The sequence below is a fragment of the Burkholderia sp. 572 genome, assembly GCF_040545135.1.
Taxonomy (GTDB): domain Bacteria; phylum Pseudomonadota; class Gammaproteobacteria; order Burkholderiales; family Burkholderiaceae; genus Burkholderia; species Burkholderia cepacia.
Genome location: NZ_JBEPLH010000018.1, coordinates 83,808 through 100,194, shown reverse-complemented (window position 1 = coordinate 100,194; position 16,387 = coordinate 83,808). Strand labels below are relative to the sequence as shown.

Genomic DNA, 16,387 nt, shown 5'->3' with positions numbered 1-16,387 from the left:
CCGGGAAATTTCGCGCGACCGCCGTGGCCGCACGACGTCGCACCGTCATCGCCTTCCCCGTACCTCGAACGCAACCGGCACGACGACGGTTGCGCACGCGCCGCCCGCATCACCGCGTGATTCACCACACGCCGCGCTGCGTCATGCAATGCCACCGACAGTGGTTGCGTCCGATGTCGGCCTTGCGGTACCTTTGATGCTTCATTCGCGTTCCAGCGCATTCCGATCCGATGCATCCGCTCACGTCCGCCCTTGCAAAATCCCGGCCGCAGTTCGACTCGCGGCCGCAGGCGTGCGCGCATCCGTCGGTTCTTCCTCCTCCTGTCGCACCGCCGCTCGTCGGCGCCGCGCCGCCCCCTCCGGCGGCACGCGCCGGCTGACCAGCCGGCTTCCGTTTCGTCTTCCATTCGCCCGCAGGCTTGCATTCGTGCGCCGTGACGCACGGCTCGCTGCTGCGCGCGCGGATGGAACGTTCCGATCCGTTCGACAGGTGGATTCACATGGTTTCGTTCAAACGCGCGCTCGCCGCGCATGGCGCGACGTCGCTCTTCGTGCTGCTGTGGAGCAGCGGCGCGATCTTCGCAGAACTCGGTCTGCGTCACGCATCCGCGTTCGTCTTTCTCACCGCACGTTTCGCCCTTGCATCGCTCGTGCTGCTCGGACTGGCCTTCGTGCGCAAACGCTGGCTGCCGCCGCGCGGCGAACGGCGCATGGCCGCGCTGACCGGCTTGCTGATGATGGGCGGCTATTCGATCTTCTACCTGCTCGCGCTCGAACGCGGGATCGCGCCGGGTGTGCTCGCCACGATCCTCGGCGTGCAGCCGATCCTCACGCTCGCGCTCGTCGAGCGACGCTGGCAGCCCATGCGCATCGCGGGACTCGCGCTGTCGCTCGCCGGCCTCGCGCTCGTCGTGTGCCGCGGCGTGGGCGACGGCGGCCTGTCGCTCGCGGGCATCGCGTGCGCGCTCACCGCGCTCGTCGCACTGACCGCCGGCTCGCTGCTGCAAAAGCGCGCACGGGCGGCGCCCGCCGACGTGCTGCCGTTGCAGAATGCGATCGGCCTCGCGCTGTGCGTGGCGATCGTGCCGTTCCGGCCGGTGTCGTTCGACATGAGCTGGGCGTTCGTGATCCCGCTGCTGTGGCTCGGCGTCGTGATTTCGGTGATCGCGCAACTGCTGTTCTACCGGTTGATGCAGCGCGGCGATCTCGTCAACGTGACGAGCCTGTTCTATCTCGTGCCCGTCGTCACCACGCTGATGGATGCCGTGTGGCTCGGCAACCGGCCCGAGCCGCTCGCGCTCGCCGGCATGGGCGCGATCATCGCGGGGCTCGCGCTCGTATTCCGCGCGCCGGCCGGCCGCGTGCGACCCGACCGCGCATGAGCGGGCGTGCCGCCGCGCCTGCGGGTGCGGCGGCACGCAGCGGACACATGCGATGAATCCGCAGAAATCGAAAGGCACGAGAAAGATGTGCGCAAGGCGTTCGTCTGACTTGCGGGAAAAATGCGTGATACGCCGGGCATTCCGCTGATTTTTAATGGTTCGGATAGCGAAAAGCGCTGCCGGTTGCCTATACTCGAATTGACCGGCCCGCTCGCAATCGGGTCGCGACCAACACCAGAAACACCCGGCATGGAGCCGGAGCAAACGCTGAAGTGCCGACTCCGGCCGAGATCCCACAGGGATGGGGCCGGAGTAAGCGCTAAAGCGCTAACTCCGGCCGACACTGGAGACACGCATGACAACCTACTTCACGATCGGCGACTTCATCCTGTTGATTCCGATGGCGCTGGCCGGAGCGCTATTTCTCGGCGCGGTGCCGTGCGCAACCGAATTCCGCCACAACCTGCTACGCGTGCTGGGCGTCATCCTCGGCGTCGGCGTCGCGGTATTGCTCGTCGAAGGCCTGCCTGCGCTGATCTAGCGGCGCACCACCCGTGCGTGCCGTGCATCGCTGCACCGCAGCGATGCGACAGGCCGCACGCGAGCCATTGATACGGCACGCGATGTTTCGCATGCCGTATCGACCGCCGGTCAGATCGCCTGATCGGTGGACGGCTTTTCCCACAGATTGATGCCGCCTTCCGTCGCGTAACGGTCGATCTCCGCGAGTTCCTCCGCCGAGAATTCGAGGTGCTTCAGCGCACCGACGTTTTCACGCACCTGCTCCGCACGGCTCGCGCCGATCAGCGCGGACGTCACGCGGCCGTTGCGCAGCACCCATGCGAGCGCCATCTGTGCAAGGCTCTGCCCGCGCCGCTCGGCGATCGCGTTGAGCTTGCGCACGTGCTCGAGGTTGTCCGCGCTCAGATGATCCTGCTTCAGCGAGCCGCCGCCCGGCTTGTTCACGCGCGCGTCGGCCGGCACGCCGTTCAGGTACTTCGACGTGAGCAACCCCTGCGCGAGCGGCGTGAACGCGATACTGCCCGTGCCGATCTCGTCGAGCGTGCCGAGCAGCTCGGTTTCGACCCAGCGATTCAGCAGGTTGTACGACGGCTGATGGATCAGCAGCGGCACCTTGTACTGCGCGAGCAGTTCGGCCATCTCGCGCGTCTTCGCCGCCGAATACGACGAAATGCCGATATAGAGCGCCTTGCCCTGCTGCACGGCCGACGCGAGCGCGCCCGCCGTTTCCTCGAGCGGCGTGTGCGCGTCGAAGCGGTGCGAATAGAAGATGTCGACGTAGTCGAGCCCCATCCGCTGCAGGCTCTGGTCGAGGCTCGCGAGCACGTACTTGCGCGACCCGCCGCCGCTGCCGTACGGCCCCGGCCACATGTCCCAGCCGGCCTTCGTCGAGATCAGCAACTCGTCGCGATACGGCCGGAAATCCTCCTTCAGCAGCCGGCCGAAGTTGGTTTCGGCACTGCCGTACGGCGGCCCGTAGTTGTTCGCGAGATCGAAGTGGTTGATGCCGAGGTCGAACGCGGTACGCAGGATTTCGCGCTGCGTCGAGATCGGCGTCGAGTCGCCGAAGTTGTGCCACAGGCCGAGCGACAGCGCGGGCAGTTTGAGCCCGGATTTGCCACAGGTGCGGTATTGCATGTCGGCATAACGTTCGGAAGCTGCTTCGTAGGCCATGAGTCTGTTCCGTCAGGACATCGGAGGAAGGGACGCGCGCCGGCCGCGCCGATGGCGCGACGGCGGCGAAGGAGTCATACGACGACTATGGTAGCGAAAGCGGCCGGATCGCGCACGGCGGCACGGCGATGGACGCGGCCGCGGGCGTCGCCTACACTGCGGCGTCTCGAATCACCGTTTCAGCGAGGTTGGTATGTCCCGGGTCATCTCGGTTGCACTGCTCGTCGGCGGCGTCGTGCTGCTGTATTTCGGCGGCCAGTCGTTCCATTCGATCAACGACAACGTGTCGCGCTTCTTCACCGGTTCGCCCGCGACGAAGACGATCCTGCTGATCGCGGGCGGCGCCGTCGCATCGTTCATCGGCCTGATCGGCCTCGCGATGCCGGGCAACAAGCGCTGATCGCGCAGCCGCGCGATGCACACGCGGCCCGCGTCGTGCGACCGCGCCGCGCCAAGCGAAACGGGCGGCCAGGCCGCCCGTTGCTTCATCCGCCGGCGATGCACCGCATCGCGTGACCGCGGTGGTGTCACCGCCCGTCCGGTTCGAACCTAGAACTGCACTTCCGGCTTCGATGCCGAGCGCGTGCCGGGCAGCGGCCGGTTGCTCGCGCCGTGATAGGTGTACACGAGCGAGAACTTCACCTGATCGGAACGGTTCTGTCCGGCCGAATGCAGCGTATTGCTGTGGAAGAACACCACGTCGCCCGTCTGCAGCGACGGGCACGTGGCCGCATCGATCATCTTCCGGTTCGCCGGCAGGTCGCTGCGGAAGAACTTCGCATCGTCGAACGCTTCAGGCCCGAATTCGGCCGTATGCGACCCCGGCACGAGCCACAGTGCGCCGTTCTCGTTCGTTTCCGGCCCGAGCGCAAGCCACACCGACACCATGTCCGGGCGCTCGAACGACCAGTAGCGGAAATCGCGATGCCAGCCGGTCAGGCTGCCGTACGCGGGATGCTTCGTCATCATGCAGTTGTGATGCGCGCGCGACAGCACGGGTTCTTCGCCGAAATACTCGCACATCCACGCACCGATTTCGGGTGCGATCGCGCGCTCGGCGAACGCCGGATCGCGTGAATACGCATCGAGCAGCCGCCGCACCGTATGCCCGCCCGGCGCATGCTTGGACTCGGGCGCGCCCGGGTAGCGCAGATCCGCCTCGAACTCGATCGGCTCGGCCGCCTCCCGCAACTGGCGCTCCGCGATCTGCCTGAGCGCCGCGCACTGCGCTTCGCCGACGAGGCCACGCGCGACGACAAAGCCGCGCTCGCGCAATTCCGCGACTTGCGCGCGGATCGATTCCGACTGCAATGGAGACGACATGGGATGCCAGACGTTTATTGTGTGAATGTGACGATTGTAAATCGGCGCCGGATGCCGCGAACAGCACCATTGTCGTGCGCAGGGGCATGCCAATCGCGGATTTGATCCGGCTCAAGGGAACTGTTCGTCGCGGCACCTGCCTCACCGACAGGCGGTATGCGGCACACGCCTTGCGGCACAAGGGTTTATCGCGACTTTTGCCCGTCATGAATCCCCTGTAGCCTGTCGCGGCCTGTCAATTCTGGCGGGCGCGGCGCGCAGCGAGTTTCAGTAAGATCCGTTGCGTCATCCGAGGCCGTTCATACCAGTGCGCTCTCCAGGGCGCCATCCATACAAGCGAAGCATCGTTCACATGCCATTCCGTCTGACTTCCCGTCTCAGCCGCGCTGCGAAGCGCGTCGTGCCGACCGCTCCTGCCCGCTCGCTGCGCCATCACCGCGCACGCACGCAGGCGCTGGCCGAGCGCACGCCCGCCCACAGCCGGCTGGATGGTATCCGTGCGTGGTTCCACGCATTTTTCTCGATGATGAGTGCGCAGGCCTTCTCGCGCCGCGCCGGCCTGCGCTCGCTGCTGCAGAAACCGTCGTCGCTGCGCGCGCTCGCGCTGCGCCGCACGCTCGGGCCGCAACGCCGCGTCAACCGTCCGCGCCGCCTCGCGGCCAGCAACGGCTGGTTCGGGTTCGGCGCGCGCTGAGCGCACGCCGGCGGGCACCGCGCGCGACGATCGCCGTCGCGCCGTTTGTCCGGTTGCCTGTTTGTCCGATTGCCCCGACGATCGGATCCCATAAAAAAACCCCGGCTAGCCGGGGTTTTTCATTTCAGGCGAACGACGCTTACGCGACGCGTGCCGTCGGCTCGACGCCGGCCGCTTCGGCCAGTGCGAGCGCCTTGTCGGTCGCTTCCCACGAGAATTCCGGCTCTTCGCGGCCGAAGTGGCCGTAAGCAGCCGTCTTCTCGTAGATCGGGCGCAGCAGGTCGAGCATCTTGATGATGCCCTTCGGACGCAGGTCGAAATGCTCGCGCACGAGCTTCGTGATCACCGCATCCGACACGCGGCCCGTGCCGAACGTGTTGACCATCACCGAGGTCGGCTCGGCGACGCCGATCGCGTACGACACCTGGATCAGCGCGCGCGACGCGAGGCCGGCGGCGACGATGTTCTTCGCGACGTAGCGGCCTGCGTACGCAGCCGAACGGTCGACCTTCGACGGATCCTTGCCCGAGAACGCGCCGCCGCCGTGCGGTGCGGCACCGCCGTACGTGTCGACGATGATCTTGCGGCCGGTCAGGCCGCAATCGCCCTGCGGGCCGCCGATCACGAACCTGCCGGTCGGGTTCACCAGGAACTTGATGTCGCCCTTGATCAGGTCGGCCGGCAGCGTCGGCTTGATGATTTCCTCGATCACGGCTTCGCGCAGCGCGGGCAGTTCGATGTCCGGTGCGTGCTGCGTCGACAGCACGACGGTGTCGATCGAATGCGGCTTGCCGTCGACGTAGCGGACGGTGACCTGCGACTTCGCGTCCGGGCGCAGCCATTGCAGGCGGCCGTCGCGGCGCAGGCTGGCCTGGCGCTCGACGAGACGGTGCGACAGGTAGATCGGCAGCGGCATCAGTTCCGGCGTTTCATCGCACGCGTAACCGAACATCAGGCCCTGGTCGCCCGCGCCCTGATCGAGGTTGTCGTCGTGTGCACGATCGACGCCCTGGGCGATATCCGGCGACTGCTTGTCGTACGCGACGAGCACCGCGCAACCCTTGTAGTCGATGCCGTAGTCGGTGTTGTCGTAGCCGATGCGCTTGATCGTGTCGCGCGCGATCTGGATGTAGTCGATGTTGGCCGTCGTGGTGATTTCACCGGCCAGGACGACGAGACCCGTGTTGCACAGCGTTTCCGCCGCGACGCGGGAATACTTGTCTTGCTCGAGGATGGCGTCGAGGATCGCGTCCGAGATTTGGTCCGCGACCTTGTCCGGATGGCCTTCGGAGACGGATTCGGACGTGAAGAGATAATCGTTTGCCACTTTTTCAGGCTCCTGTGTGGTTACGGTTGGTTTCACGTAGCCAGCTTCGTTGGGCCTGAAGCGGCGACGCTTTAGCGGATTACCAGGACCGGGCAGCGCGTATGACGCCAACCGGCTTCGCCCCGCAAGTTGTCAGTTAACTCGGCGAAGCCCGTATTATAGCGGCTTTCCTGAATTGTCACAGAGCGCCGCCCGTGCTGCATCTTCCGCTGTCTCACCTACCTGTTCGCAACGCGCCGGCCAGCCGGTTCCACGGAGGTTTCGCATGCTAGGTCGTCTAGGCACGCACCTCGCCATTGGCTTGCTGAAACTGCTCGCCCTGTTGCCGTACGGCCTGACCGCACGGTTCGGCGATGGTCTCGGCTGGCTGCTCTACAAGATCCCCAGCCGGCGAAAACGCATCGTACACACCAATCTGAAACTCTGCTTCCCGGATTGGAGCGACGCACGCCGCGAGGAAGTGGCAGGCCAGCATTTCCGCCATGCGATCCGCAGCTACGTCGAGCGCAGCGTGCAGTGGTTCGGCTCGGAGAAAAAGCTCGCGAAGCTGATCCAGGTCGACAGCGCGGTCGACCTCGACGATCCGGACCTGCCGCCGACGCTGTTCCTCGGCCTGCATTTCGTCGGCATCGAAGCCGGCTCGATCTGGCTGAACCGTTCGCTCCACCGCCGCTGCGGGTCGCTCTACCAGCCGTTCTCGAACGCCGTGCTCGAGGAAGAGGCGAAGAAAGCGCGCGGGCGTTTCGACGCCGAGATGGTCGGCCGTGCGGACAGCGCGCGCGTCGTGCTGCGCTGGCTGCGCGACCGCAAGCCGGTGATGCTCGGCGCCGACATGGATTACGGGCTTCGCAATTCGACGTTCGTCCCGTTTTTCGGCGTGCCCGCGTGCACGCTGACGGCGGTCGGCCGGCTCGCGAAGACGGGCCGCGCGCAGGTCGTGCCGTTCATCGGCGAAGTGCTGCCGAACTACAAGGGTTATCGCCTGAAGGTATTCAAGCCGTGGGATCAGTACCCGACGGGCGACGACGATCTCGACGCGCGGCGGATGAACGAATTCCTCGAGGAACAGATCCCGCTGATGCCCGAGCAATACTATTGGGTCCACAAGCGCTTCAAGACGCGCCCGGCCGGCGAGCCGAGCCTGTACTAACCCTGCCGGAAGACGTTCGCAGGCGGGCCGTCATGTACGCGCCTGCGCCCTCGCCACCTTCGGCGCGCCCTTCGCGCGCGCCCGCCACAGATCGTGGGCCGACTGCTGCGCGAGCCACGGATCGGCCCGCCCCCCGTTTTCCTCGCCGAGCCACGCTTCGAGGCGCAGCGCCATTTCCGGCGAGATGCCGGCATGGCCGTGCAGGATTCGCGACAGTGCGGCACGCGTCACGCCCAGCTGCGACGCGGCCTCGGTGACGGTCAGGCCAAGCGCCGGCAGCACGTCGTCGCGCAGCGTTTCGCCCGAATGGGGCGGATTGATGATGCGGTTCATGGCTTGAATGAGCTCGCTGGAGGTTGACAGGGCGTATGGCGAAACAATACGAATCTCCGGGTGGCCTCATCAATTGAACGAGTACGAAAACGCCCGGAACGCCCGCGCAGGACGCCCCTGTCGGCTGCATGTATCATTTGCGGTTGAGATCAGCACGACGAACGAGGCCGCCCGGCATGGCGCGGCGTCGCGCGAGCCGTGCTGACCGCCTTGTTCGCCATGGAAATCCGGACCCAGTGAAACTCTCGTTCACCAAGATGCACGGCGCGGGCAACGACTTCGTCGTGCTCGACGGCTATTCGCGCGCATTGCCGCCGCTCACCGAAGCGCAGGTGCGCGCGCTCGCCAACCGCCACTTCGGCATCGGCGCCGATCAGTTGCTGCTCGTCGAAAAACCGACCGTCGACGGCGTCGATTTCAAGTACCGGATCTTCAATTGCGACGGCGGCGAGGTCGAACACTGCGGCAACGGCGCGCGCTGCTTCGTGAAGTTCGTCAGCGACCGCGGCCTGACCGACAAGCGCAGCGTGCGCGTGCAGGTCATGAAGGGCCTGATCACGCTGACGATGCAGGACAACGGCGAAGTCGTCGTCGACATGGGTGCGCCCGTGTTCGCGCCGGCGCAGGTGCCGTTCGATGCGGCAGGCCTCGACGGCCGCACCGAGGGCCGCGACACGTTGTGGCCGCTCGACGTCGGCGGCGCGACGCGCTGGATCTCGACGGTGTCGATGGGCAACCCGCACGCGGTGCAGATCGTCGACGACGCCGAAGCGTATCCGGTGCTCGAGGAAGGCCCGCTGATCGAGCACCACGCGCGCTTCCCGGAGCGCGTGAACGCCGGCTTCATGCAGATCGTGTCGCGCAGCGAAGTGCGGCTGCGCGTGTACGAACGCGCGGCGGGCGAGACGCTCGCGTGCGGCACCGGCGCGTGCGCGGCGGTCGCGGCCGGCATCCGGCGCGGCCTGCTCGATTCGCCCGTGACCGTGCACACGCACGGCGGCACGCTGACGATCAGCTGGGACGGCGCACGCGACGAAGCTGCCGCGCTGATGATGGCCGGGCCCGCCACGACCGTGTTCGAAGGCGAGATCGACCTGCCTGCCTGACCCTGCAACGTCCTTGATAACTGAACGCTCCAGCCACATGAACGATCGCGAAGTCGCCGACTACCTGCTCGCCAATCCCGAATTCTTCGCGCAGCACGCCGAACTGCTCGCGACGATCCGCCTCGCGAACCCGCACGGCAAGGCCGCGATCTCGCTGCAGGAGCGGCAGATGGAGATGTTGCGCGACAAGAACAAGCATCTCGAGCGCCGGCTCGCCGAACTCGTGCGCTACGGCCACGAGAACGACAGCCTGTCCGCGAAGTTCAGCCGCTGGACCGCCCGCGTGATCGCGGAACGCGATCCGTACGCGCTGCCGCGCACGATCGCCGACGGCATCGCCGACGTATTCGACGTGCCGCAGACGGCACTGCGCGTGTGGGACGTCGCCGACACCTATTCGCAGGCCGACTTCGCGCGCCAGGTCGGCGAGGAAGTGCGCCTGTTCACGAACGGCCTGTCGACGCCGTACTGCGGTGCGAACACGGGCTTCGAGGCCGCGCAGTGGCTCGCGCCCGCGGTCGCCGCCCCGGCCGCGAATGCGGCGGAAGGCGCGGACGCCGCGCCGCCGGCCGGCGACGGCTCGGCCGCTTCGGTCGCACTGCTCGCGCTGCGCGCGCCGCTCGCCGGCACCGATGCGCCCGCGTTCGGCCTGCTCGTACTGGGTTCGCCCGACCCGCGCCGCTTCCACGACGGGATGGCCACCGACTTCCTCGCGCAGATCGCAACGCTCGCGAGCGCCGCGCTCACGCGCCTGCTGCCGCACTGAGCCTGCCGCACGCGATGACAGACGATCCGGTCGCCGCCTACCTGTCGAACCTGAAGCACGTCAGGCAGCTGTCGGAGCACACGCTGCGCGCCTACACGCACGAACTCGACGAACTGAAGAAGCTTGCGGCCGGCCGGCCGCTCGAAGTGCTGACGGCCGCCGACATGCGCGGCGCGGTCGCGCGCGCGCATGCGGGCGGGCTGTCCGCACGGTCGATCGCGCACCGGCTGTCCGCGTGGCGCGCGTTCTACCGCTGGCTCGCGCAGCGCATCGACATGCCCGCGAACCCGGTCGCCGCGGTGCGCGCGCCGAAACGCCCGAAGACCTTGCCGAAGGCGCTGTCGGTCGACGACGCATCGGCCCTGATGGACGCACCGCTCGCCGGCACGACCGAAAGCATCCGCGATCACGCGATCCTCGAGCTGTTCTACTCGTCGGGGCTGCGCCTCGCGGAGCTGATCGGGCTCGACGTCATGTACACGCAGGCCGACGGCTACCGCTCGGCCGGCTGGCTCGATCTCGCCGAAGCCGAAGTCACCGTGCGCGGCAAGGGCAACAAGGAGCGCAAGGTGCCGGTCGGCCGCAAGGCAATCGATGCGCTGAACGCATGGCTCGCGGTGCGCGGCGAATTCGTGAAGCACGATCCGCATCCGCTGTTCGTGTCCGTGCGCGGCAACCGGATGTCGCCGGGCGTCGTGCGCGAGCGCGTGAAGCGCGCGGCGCTCGCCGCGGGCATCCCCGCCAACGTCCATCCGCACGTGCTGCGCCACTCGTTCGCGACGCACGTGCTGCAGTCGAGCGGCGACCTGCGCGCGGTGCAGGAACTGCTCGGCCACGCGAGCGTGTCCGCGACGCAGGTCTATACGTCGCTCGACTTCCAGCATCTCGCGAAGATTTACGACAGCGCGCATCCGCGCGCGAAGAAGCGCGACTGACGCGCGTCCCGTGTTACCCGCCGCGCGCGGCGACCGGCCACGGTCGGCTTCGCGCACGGCCCATTTCGATCTCATCATGCAAACCGTCACCCTCAAGCCATCCAAGGACAAATCGCTGCTGCGCCGCCATCCGTGGATCTACGCCAATGCGATCGACCGCGTCGACGGCAAGCCCGCGCCCGGCGCGACCGTGATCGTGCGCGCGCACGACGGCCGCTTCCTCGCGCGCGGCGCGTACAGCCCGCAGTCGCAGATCCGCGTGCGCGTGTGGAGCTTCGACGAGAACGAGCCGATCGACCACGCGTTCTTCAAGCGCCGCGTGCAGCGCGCCGTTGCGCACCGCACGACGATGGTGTCGGGCACGGGCGCGGTGCGGCTCGTGTTCGGCGAAGCCGACGGGCTGCCGGGGCTGATCGTCGACTATTACGTCGCGGACACTGCCGAAGCCGGCGCGGCGCCGCGCGGCCAGCTCGTCTGCCAGTTCATGGCCGCGGGCGTCGAAGCATGGAAGGACGCGATCGTGAAGGCGCTCGTCGGCGCGACCGGCTGCCCGAACGTGTACGAGCGCTCGGACGTGTCGATCCGCGACAAGGAAGGGCTCGAGCAGACGACCGGCGTGCTGGCCGGCGACGCGCCACCCGCGACGCTGATCTCGAACGAAAACGGCGTGCGCTATCACGTCGACGTGCCGAACGGCCACAAGACGGGCTTCTACGTCGACCAGCGCGACAACCGCGCGCTGGTTGCGCAGTACGCGGCTGACCGCGACGTGCTGAACTGCTTCTGCTACACCGGCGGCTTCTCGCTCGCGGCGCTCAAGGGCGGCGCGAAGCGTGTCGTGTCGATCGACTCGTCGGGCGATGCGCTCGCGCTCGCGCAGCAGAACGTCGTCGCCAACGGTTTCGACGCCGAACGCGCGACCTGGCTCGACGCCGACGCGTTCAAGACGCTGCGCCGCCTCGTCGACGAAGGCGAGCGTTTCGACCTGATCGTGCTCGATCCGCCGAAGTTCGCGCCGACCCGCGACAGCGTCGATCGCGCGGCGCGCGCGTACAAGGACATCAACCTGAGCGGCTTCAAGCTGCTGCGTCCGGGCGGCCTGCTGTTCACGTACTCGTGCTCGGGTGCGATCGACATGGACCTGTTCCAGAAGATCGTCGCGGGCGCGGCTGCCGACGCGAAGGTCGACGCGCGCATCCTGAAGCGGCTCGGCGCGGGCGTCGATCACCCGCTGCTCGCGGCATTCCCGGAAGGCGAATATCTGAAGGGCCTGCTGTTGCAAATCGTCTGATCGCCCCGATCTACGCGCGTAACCTTCCGCCGGCCGCGGCCTCGCGCCCGGCGGATTCGCATTCCCGCCTGTCGTTCGGACGACGGGCGGGGGCTTGACAGGTATGTTTCAATGGATGGTTGTGCGCCCCGGCTGCCAGCGCGAGCGGGCGCAACGCACATCCTGGTTTTGACCCCGATTCACGAACCACAGGCGATTGACATGGCCACTCCCGTCACCATCCTCACCGGCTTCCTCGGCAGCGGCAAGACGACGCTGCTCAAGCGCATCCTGAACGAACAGCACGGCATGAAGATCGCCGTGATCGAGAACGAGTTCGGCGAAGAGAACATCGACAACGAAATCCTCGTGCAGGATTCGAACGAGCAGATCATCCAGATGAGCAACGGCTGCATCTGCTGCACGATCCGCGGCGACCTCGCACGCGCGCTCGGCGACCTGGCCGCGAAGAAGCGCGAAGGCAAGCTCGACTTCGACCGCATCGTGATCGAAACCACCGGCCTTGCGAACCCGGGCCCCGTCGCGCAGACCTTCTTCATCGACAGCGAAATCGCCGACGATTTCCTGCTCGACGCGGTCATCACGCTGGTCGACGCGAAGCACGCGAACGCGCAGCTCGACGAGCACGAAGTCGTGCAGCGCCAGGTCGGCTTCGCCGACCGGCTGTTCATCACGAAGTCGGACCTGGTCGACGACCAGACCGTGGCCGGCCTGAAGCACCGCCTGATGCACATGAACCCGAAGGCCGCGATCAAGGTCGTGAACTTCGGCGAAGCCGACATCAAGGAAATCTTCGACCTGCGCGGCTTCAACCTGAACGCGAAGCTCGAGATCGACCCCGACTTCCTCGCCGAGGACGATCACGCGCATCATCACCACGATCACGACCATGATCACGATCACGCCAATTGCGACCACGATCACGGTCAATGCGCGCACGATCACGACCACGGCCACCACCATCACCACCACGCGCACCACGACGACAAGATCAAGTCGTTCGTGTATCGCAACGACCGCCCGTTCGACCCGAACAAGCTGGAAGACTTCCTCGGCGGCATCCTGCAGATCTACGGCGAGCGGATGCTGCGCTACAAGGGCGTGCTGTACATGAAGGGCGTCGACCGCAAGGTCGTGTTCCAGGGCGTGCATCAGATGATGGGCAGCGACCTCGCCGCGAAGTGGCTGCCGATCGAGAAGAAGACGAACAAGATGGTGTTCATCGGCGTCGATCTGCCGCAGGACCTGATCACCGACGGCCTCGACGCCTGTCTCGCCTGACGCGCGCGGGCAACCGCCGCACACGCCGCCGCGCGGCCGCCCCGCGGGCGGCTGCGGCGGCCGCGGGGCGCCCGTTTCGGGCAGGGTTTCGCCGTCATCGCTTTTTCGCGATTTGCGCGTTATATTTTCTAGATATTGGCGCAGCCGACGGGGATCGACCCGATACGGCGCCCGCTTGCGATTCAGTTACAATACGTGCCCGCTGGAGTACGGCAACAAACAGGCCCGGTTCTTGCTGAACCAGTTTTCCGGGCATCGCAACCGCGCCGGATCGCCAATCCGCCTCCCGGCCGCGGCCGATGCGATGTGCCGCGCAGCACACCGGTTCGCAGCGCGCGCAACTCCGCGCCAGGCCTATCCTGGTATTTGAGAACCGGTTTTCCAGAGGCTTTCGGCCCCGCGGCGGCAAATCGCAAATGATTGCAAGCGCGGTTGCGGGTAATCCCAAAGTGCAGGCAATATCTCTCGATTTGCCGCACATTGAAGAAGCAAGCAGATGACGAAGAAACTCTTGACCGAAGCCGAAATCCTGAAGATGAGCGACAAGGATTACATGAATGAGGATCAGCTCGCCTTCTTCAAAAATCGGCTCGAACAGTTGCAGGCGGACATCCTCAAGAATGCAGGCCAGACGACCGAGAACCTGCGCGAGACGGTGATCGTCCCCGATCCCGCCGATCGCGCGACGATCGAGGAAGAGCACGCGCTCGAGCTGCGCACGCGCGATCGCGAACGCAAGCTCCTCAAGAAGGTTCAGCAGTCGCTCGCCCGCATCGATTCCGGCGATTACGGCTGGTGCGAGGAAACCGGCGAGCCGATCGGCATTCCGCGGCTGCTCGCCCGTCCGACCGCCACGCTGTCGCTCGAGGCGCAGGAGCGCCGCGAGTTGCGCCAGAAGCTGTTCGGCGACTGATCGAGCGGCGTTCCGCTCAGACACGCTGCTTCCCGAAAGCGCGCGGCCTGCCGCGCGCTTTTTGTTTTTCCGGCACCGGCTCGCGGTTGGCCGGTTTTCCGATTTGCCTCCCGCCTCTTGATATCCCCGCGCCCGCCCTAAAATGAAACGGACGCGCGCCGGGCCGCTTCCCGGCGCACTGCGAGTTACGCGGCGGCGCCTCGCGCCGCCCGACTCTTCCCCGTTTTTCTCAAGGAACGCAGATGGAGCAATTTCACGGCACGACCATCGTTTCGGTCCGGCGCGGCGACAAGGTCGCGCTCGGCGGCGACGGCCAGGTAACCCTCGGCAACATCGTCATGAAGGGTGGCGCGCGGAAAGTGCGGCGGATCTACAACAACCAGGTGCTGGTCGGATTCGCGGGCGGCACCGCCGATGCGTTCTCGCTGCTCGACCGCTTCGAGGCGAAGCTCGAGAAACACCAGGGCAACCTGACCCGCGCGGCCGTCGAGCTCGCGAAGGACTGGCGCACCGACCGGATGCTGCGCCGCCTCGAGGCGATGCTGATCACGGCCGATGCCACCACCACGCTCGTGATCACCGGCAACGGCGACGTGCTCGACCCGGAAGAGGGCATCTGCGCGATCGGCTCGGGCGGTGCGTATGCGCAGGCCGCGGCCCGCGCGCTCGCGGAGAACACCGAGCTGTCCCCGCGCGAGATCGTCGAGAAGTCGCTGAAGATTGCCGGCGACATGTGCATCTACACGAACCACAACCGCATCATCGAAACGATCGAGTAAGGACCGCACCATGAGCACCATGACCCCTGCCGAGATCGTCTCGGAACTCGACAAGCACATCATCGGCCAGGCCAAGGCGAAGAAGGCCGTCGCGGTCGCGCTGCGCAACCGCTGGCGCCGTCAGCAGGTCGCCGACCCGCTGCGCCAGGAAATCACGCCGAAGAACATCCTGATGATCGGGCCGACGGGCGTCGGCAAGACCGAAATCGCACGCCGCCTCGCGAAGCTCGCCGACGCGCCGTTCATCAAGATCGAAGCGACCAAGTTCACCGAGGTCGGCTACGTCGGCCGCGACGTCGACAGCATCGTGCGCGACCTGATCGAGATCTCGGTCAAGCAGACGCGCGAATCCGAGATGCGCAAGGTGCGCAGCAAGGCCACCGACCAGGCGGAAGACCGCATCCTCGACATCCTGCTGCCGCAGCCGCGCGCGGTGGGCTTCGGCGGCAATGCCGACCACGCGAACGACGACAACAACGCGACGCGCCAGACCTTCCGCAAGCGCCTGCGCGAAGGCCAGCTCGACGACAAGGAAGTCGAGCTCGACCTCGAGCAGCCGTCGGCCGGCATGGACATCATGGCGCCGCCGGGGATGGAAGAGATGACCGAGCAGATCCGCTCGATGTTCTCGAACCTCGGCAGCGGCAAGAAGCAGCGTCGCAAGGTGAAGATCAAGGAAGCGCTGAAGCTGCTGACCGACGAGGAAGCGGCGAAGATGCTGAACGACGAGGAAGTGAAGACGAAGGCCGTGCAGAACGTCGAGCAGAACGGCATCGTGTTCCTCGACGAGATCGACAAGATCACGTCGCGCAACAACGAAGGCAGCGGCGGCGAAGTGTCGCGCCAGGGCGTGCAGCGCGACCTGCTGCCGCTCGTCGAGGGCACGACGGTCAACACGAAGTACGGGATGGTGAAGACCGATCACATCCTGTTCATCGCGAGCGGCGCGTTCCACCTCGCGAAACCGAGCGACCTGATTCCCGAACTGCAGGGCCGCTTCCCGATCCGCGTCGAGCTCGACTCGCTGTCGGTGGAAGACTTCGAGGCGATCCTCGATGCGACCGACGCGAGCCTCGTCAAGCAGTACCAGGCGCTGCTCGCGACCGAGGACGTGCAGCTCGAATTTGCCCGGGACGGCATCCGCCGCCTCGCGGAGATCGCGTATGCGGTCAACGAGAAGACCGAGAACATCGGTGCGCGCCGGCTGTACACGGTGATCGAGAAACTGCTTGAGGAAGTGTCGTTCTCGGCCGGCAACCATGCCGGCGAGCGCGTGACGATCGACGCGAAGTATGTCGACCGCGCGCTGGGCGAAGTGTCGCAGGACGAAGACCTGTCGCGCTACGTGCTGTAACGCGCGCGGCGTCCGACGAAAAACGGGTGGCCCCTTGCGGGGTCGCCCGTTTTTTCAT

Annotated in this window: 17 protein-coding genes; 13 read left to right on the top strand and 4 right to left on the bottom strand. The window is 66.4% G+C overall.

Features of this window, described 5'->3' with window-relative positions; all coding sequences use genetic code 11:
- The first annotated feature begins 500 nt into the window (after positions 1 to 500).
- A complete protein-coding gene (locus ABIC51_RS29510; RefSeq protein WP_354006734.1) occupies positions 501 to 1,382 on the top strand; it encodes a DMT family transporter in 882 nt (293 codons plus the stop codon).
- A 355-nt stretch (positions 1,383 to 1,737) separates the two neighbouring features.
- On the top strand, positions 1,738 to 1,923 hold the full coding sequence (locus ABIC51_RS29505) for a hypothetical protein (protein WP_011353526.1): 186 nt from the start codon (positions 1,738 to 1,740) through the stop codon (positions 1,921 to 1,923).
- A gap of 110 nt (positions 1,924 to 2,033) precedes the next feature.
- Here the strand turns inward: ABIC51_RS29505 and mgrA are convergent, their stop codons facing one another.
- Positions 2,034 to 3,077 carry an L-glyceraldehyde 3-phosphate reductase gene (gene mgrA, locus ABIC51_RS29500; protein ID WP_021163510.1) on the bottom strand — a complete coding sequence of 348 codons (1,044 nt, stop codon included), beginning with the start codon at positions 3,075 to 3,077 and terminating at the stop codon, positions 2,034 to 2,036.
- Positions 3,078 to 3,270: 193 nt separating this feature from the next.
- Between mgrA and ABIC51_RS29495 the strand changes: the two genes are divergently transcribed.
- A complete protein-coding gene (locus ABIC51_RS29495) occupies positions 3,271 to 3,477 on the top strand; it encodes a DUF3185 family protein (RefSeq protein WP_021163509.1) in 207 nt (68 codons plus the stop codon).
- A 149-nt stretch (positions 3,478 to 3,626) separates the two neighbouring features.
- Here the strand turns inward: ABIC51_RS29495 and ABIC51_RS29490 are convergent, their stop codons facing one another.
- Positions 3,627 to 4,400, bottom strand: a complete 774-nt coding sequence (locus tag ABIC51_RS29490; RefSeq protein WP_175864990.1) for a phytanoyl-CoA dioxygenase family protein — start codon at positions 4,398 to 4,400, stop codon at positions 3,627 to 3,629.
- 352 nt (positions 4,401 to 4,752) lie between these two features.
- Here ABIC51_RS29490 and ABIC51_RS29485 point away from each other — a divergent pair, with 352 nt between their 5' ends.
- On the top strand, positions 4,753 to 5,094 hold the full coding sequence (locus ABIC51_RS29485) for a hypothetical protein (protein WP_021163507.1): 342 nt from the start codon (positions 4,753 to 4,755) through the stop codon (positions 5,092 to 5,094).
- 139 nt (positions 5,095 to 5,233) lie between these two features.
- Here ABIC51_RS29485 and metK read toward each other — a convergent pair whose 3' ends face one another.
- Positions 5,234 to 6,421, bottom strand: a complete 1,188-nt coding sequence (gene metK / locus ABIC51_RS29480) for a methionine adenosyltransferase (RefSeq protein ID WP_011353531.1) — start codon at positions 6,419 to 6,421, stop codon at positions 5,234 to 5,236.
- A 265-nt stretch (positions 6,422 to 6,686) separates the two neighbouring features.
- Here metK and lpxL point away from each other — a divergent pair, with 265 nt between their 5' ends.
- Positions 6,687 to 7,571, top strand: coding sequence for a lauroyl acyltransferase LpxL (gene lpxL / locus ABIC51_RS29475; RefSeq protein ID WP_027788878.1), 885 nt, complete (start codon positions 6,687 to 6,689; stop codon positions 7,569 to 7,571).
- A gap of 30 nt (positions 7,572 to 7,601) precedes the next feature.
- Here the strand turns inward: lpxL and ABIC51_RS29470 are convergent, their stop codons facing one another.
- Positions 7,602 to 7,904, bottom strand: coding sequence for a HigA family addiction module antitoxin (locus ABIC51_RS29470; protein WP_027788877.1), 303 nt, complete (start codon positions 7,902 to 7,904; stop codon positions 7,602 to 7,604).
- Between the two features lie 236 nt (positions 7,905 to 8,140).
- On the opposite strand from ABIC51_RS29470, the gene dapF reads away from it, so the two are divergent.
- The 8 genes from dapF to hslU all read left to right on the top strand — a co-directional run bounded on the left by dapF (position 8,141) and on the right by hslU (position 16,329).
- Positions 8,141 to 9,010, top strand: coding sequence for a diaminopimelate epimerase (gene dapF, locus ABIC51_RS29465; protein WP_027788876.1), 870 nt, complete (start codon positions 8,141 to 8,143; stop codon positions 9,008 to 9,010).
- A gap of 37 nt (positions 9,011 to 9,047) precedes the next feature.
- Positions 9,048 to 9,776, top strand: coding sequence for a DUF484 family protein (locus tag ABIC51_RS29460; protein WP_027788875.1), 729 nt, complete (start codon positions 9,048 to 9,050; stop codon positions 9,774 to 9,776).
- Between the two features lie 14 nt (positions 9,777 to 9,790).
- Positions 9,791 to 10,711: a tyrosine recombinase XerC gene (xerC, locus tag ABIC51_RS29455; protein WP_027788874.1), complete on the top strand. Its 921-nt coding sequence runs from the start codon at positions 9,791 to 9,793 to the stop codon at positions 10,709 to 10,711.
- Positions 10,712 to 10,787: 76 nt separating this feature from the next.
- Complete coding sequence (locus ABIC51_RS29450; RefSeq protein ID WP_027788873.1) at positions 10,788 to 12,002, top strand: class I SAM-dependent rRNA methyltransferase; 1,215 nt, start codon at positions 10,788 to 10,790, stop codon at positions 12,000 to 12,002.
- A 201-nt stretch (positions 12,003 to 12,203) separates the two neighbouring features.
- Entirely contained in the window at positions 12,204 to 13,283 is a 1,080-nt protein-coding gene (locus ABIC51_RS29445; RefSeq protein WP_021156274.1) for a CobW family GTP-binding protein, read from the top strand.
- Positions 13,284 to 13,779: 496 nt separating this feature from the next.
- Complete coding sequence (gene dksA / locus ABIC51_RS29440; protein WP_006477498.1) at positions 13,780 to 14,196, top strand: RNA polymerase-binding protein DksA; 417 nt, start codon at positions 13,780 to 13,782, stop codon at positions 14,194 to 14,196.
- Positions 14,197 to 14,438: 242 nt separating this feature from the next.
- Positions 14,439 to 14,975, top strand: a complete 537-nt coding sequence (gene hslV / locus ABIC51_RS29435) for an ATP-dependent protease subunit HslV (RefSeq protein ID WP_021156275.1) — start codon at positions 14,439 to 14,441, stop codon at positions 14,973 to 14,975.
- Between the two features lie 10 nt (positions 14,976 to 14,985).
- A complete protein-coding gene (gene hslU, locus ABIC51_RS29430) occupies positions 14,986 to 16,329 on the top strand; it encodes an ATP-dependent protease ATPase subunit HslU (RefSeq protein WP_027788872.1) in 1,344 nt (447 codons plus the stop codon).
- The last annotated feature ends 58 nt before the right edge of the window (positions 16,330 to 16,387 follow it).

Excerpts from the sequence above, each read along its gene's own strand:
- ABIC51_RS29450 (WP_027788873.1), top strand. The coding sequence starts at position 10,788 with ATGCAAACCGTCACCCTCAAGCCATCCAAGGACAAATCGCTGCTGCGC.
- lpxL (WP_027788878.1), top strand. The coding sequence starts at position 6,687 with ATGCTAGGTCGTCTAGGCACGCACCTCGCCATTGGCTTGCTGAAACTG.
- ABIC51_RS29505 (WP_011353526.1), top strand. The coding sequence starts at position 1,738 with ATGACAACCTACTTCACGATCGGCGACTTCATCCTGTTGATTCCGATG.
- ABIC51_RS29495 (WP_021163509.1), top strand. The coding sequence starts at position 3,271 with ATGTCCCGGGTCATCTCGGTTGCACTGCTCGTCGGCGGCGTCGTGCTG.
- hslV (WP_021156275.1), top strand. The coding sequence starts at position 14,439 with ATGGAGCAATTTCACGGCACGACCATCGTTTCGGTCCGGCGCGGCGAC.
- xerC (WP_027788874.1), top strand. The coding sequence starts at position 9,791 with ATGACAGACGATCCGGTCGCCGCCTACCTGTCGAACCTGAAGCACGTC.
- ABIC51_RS29460 (WP_027788875.1), top strand. The coding sequence starts at position 9,048 with ATGAACGATCGCGAAGTCGCCGACTACCTGCTCGCCAATCCCGAATTC.
- ABIC51_RS29445 (WP_021156274.1), top strand. The coding sequence starts at position 12,204 with ATGGCCACTCCCGTCACCATCCTCACCGGCTTCCTCGGCAGCGGCAAG.
- mgrA (WP_021163510.1), bottom strand. The coding sequence starts at position 3,077 with ATGGCCTACGAAGCAGCTTCCGAACGTTATGCCGACATGCAATACCGC.
- ABIC51_RS29510 (WP_354006734.1), top strand. The coding sequence starts at position 501 with ATGGTTTCGTTCAAACGCGCGCTCGCCGCGCATGGCGCGACGTCGCTC.
- ABIC51_RS29470 (WP_027788877.1), bottom strand. The coding sequence starts at position 7,904 with ATGAACCGCATCATCAATCCGCCCCATTCGGGCGAAACGCTGCGCGAC.
- ABIC51_RS29485 (WP_021163507.1), top strand. The coding sequence starts at position 4,753 with ATGCCATTCCGTCTGACTTCCCGTCTCAGCCGCGCTGCGAAGCGCGTC.
- hslU (WP_027788872.1), top strand. The coding sequence starts at position 14,986 with ATGAGCACCATGACCCCTGCCGAGATCGTCTCGGAACTCGACAAGCAC.
- ABIC51_RS29490 (WP_175864990.1), bottom strand. The coding sequence starts at position 4,400 with ATGTCGTCTCCATTGCAGTCGGAATCGATCCGCGCGCAAGTCGCGGAA.
- dksA (WP_006477498.1), top strand. The coding sequence starts at position 13,780 with ATGACGAAGAAACTCTTGACCGAAGCCGAAATCCTGAAGATGAGCGAC.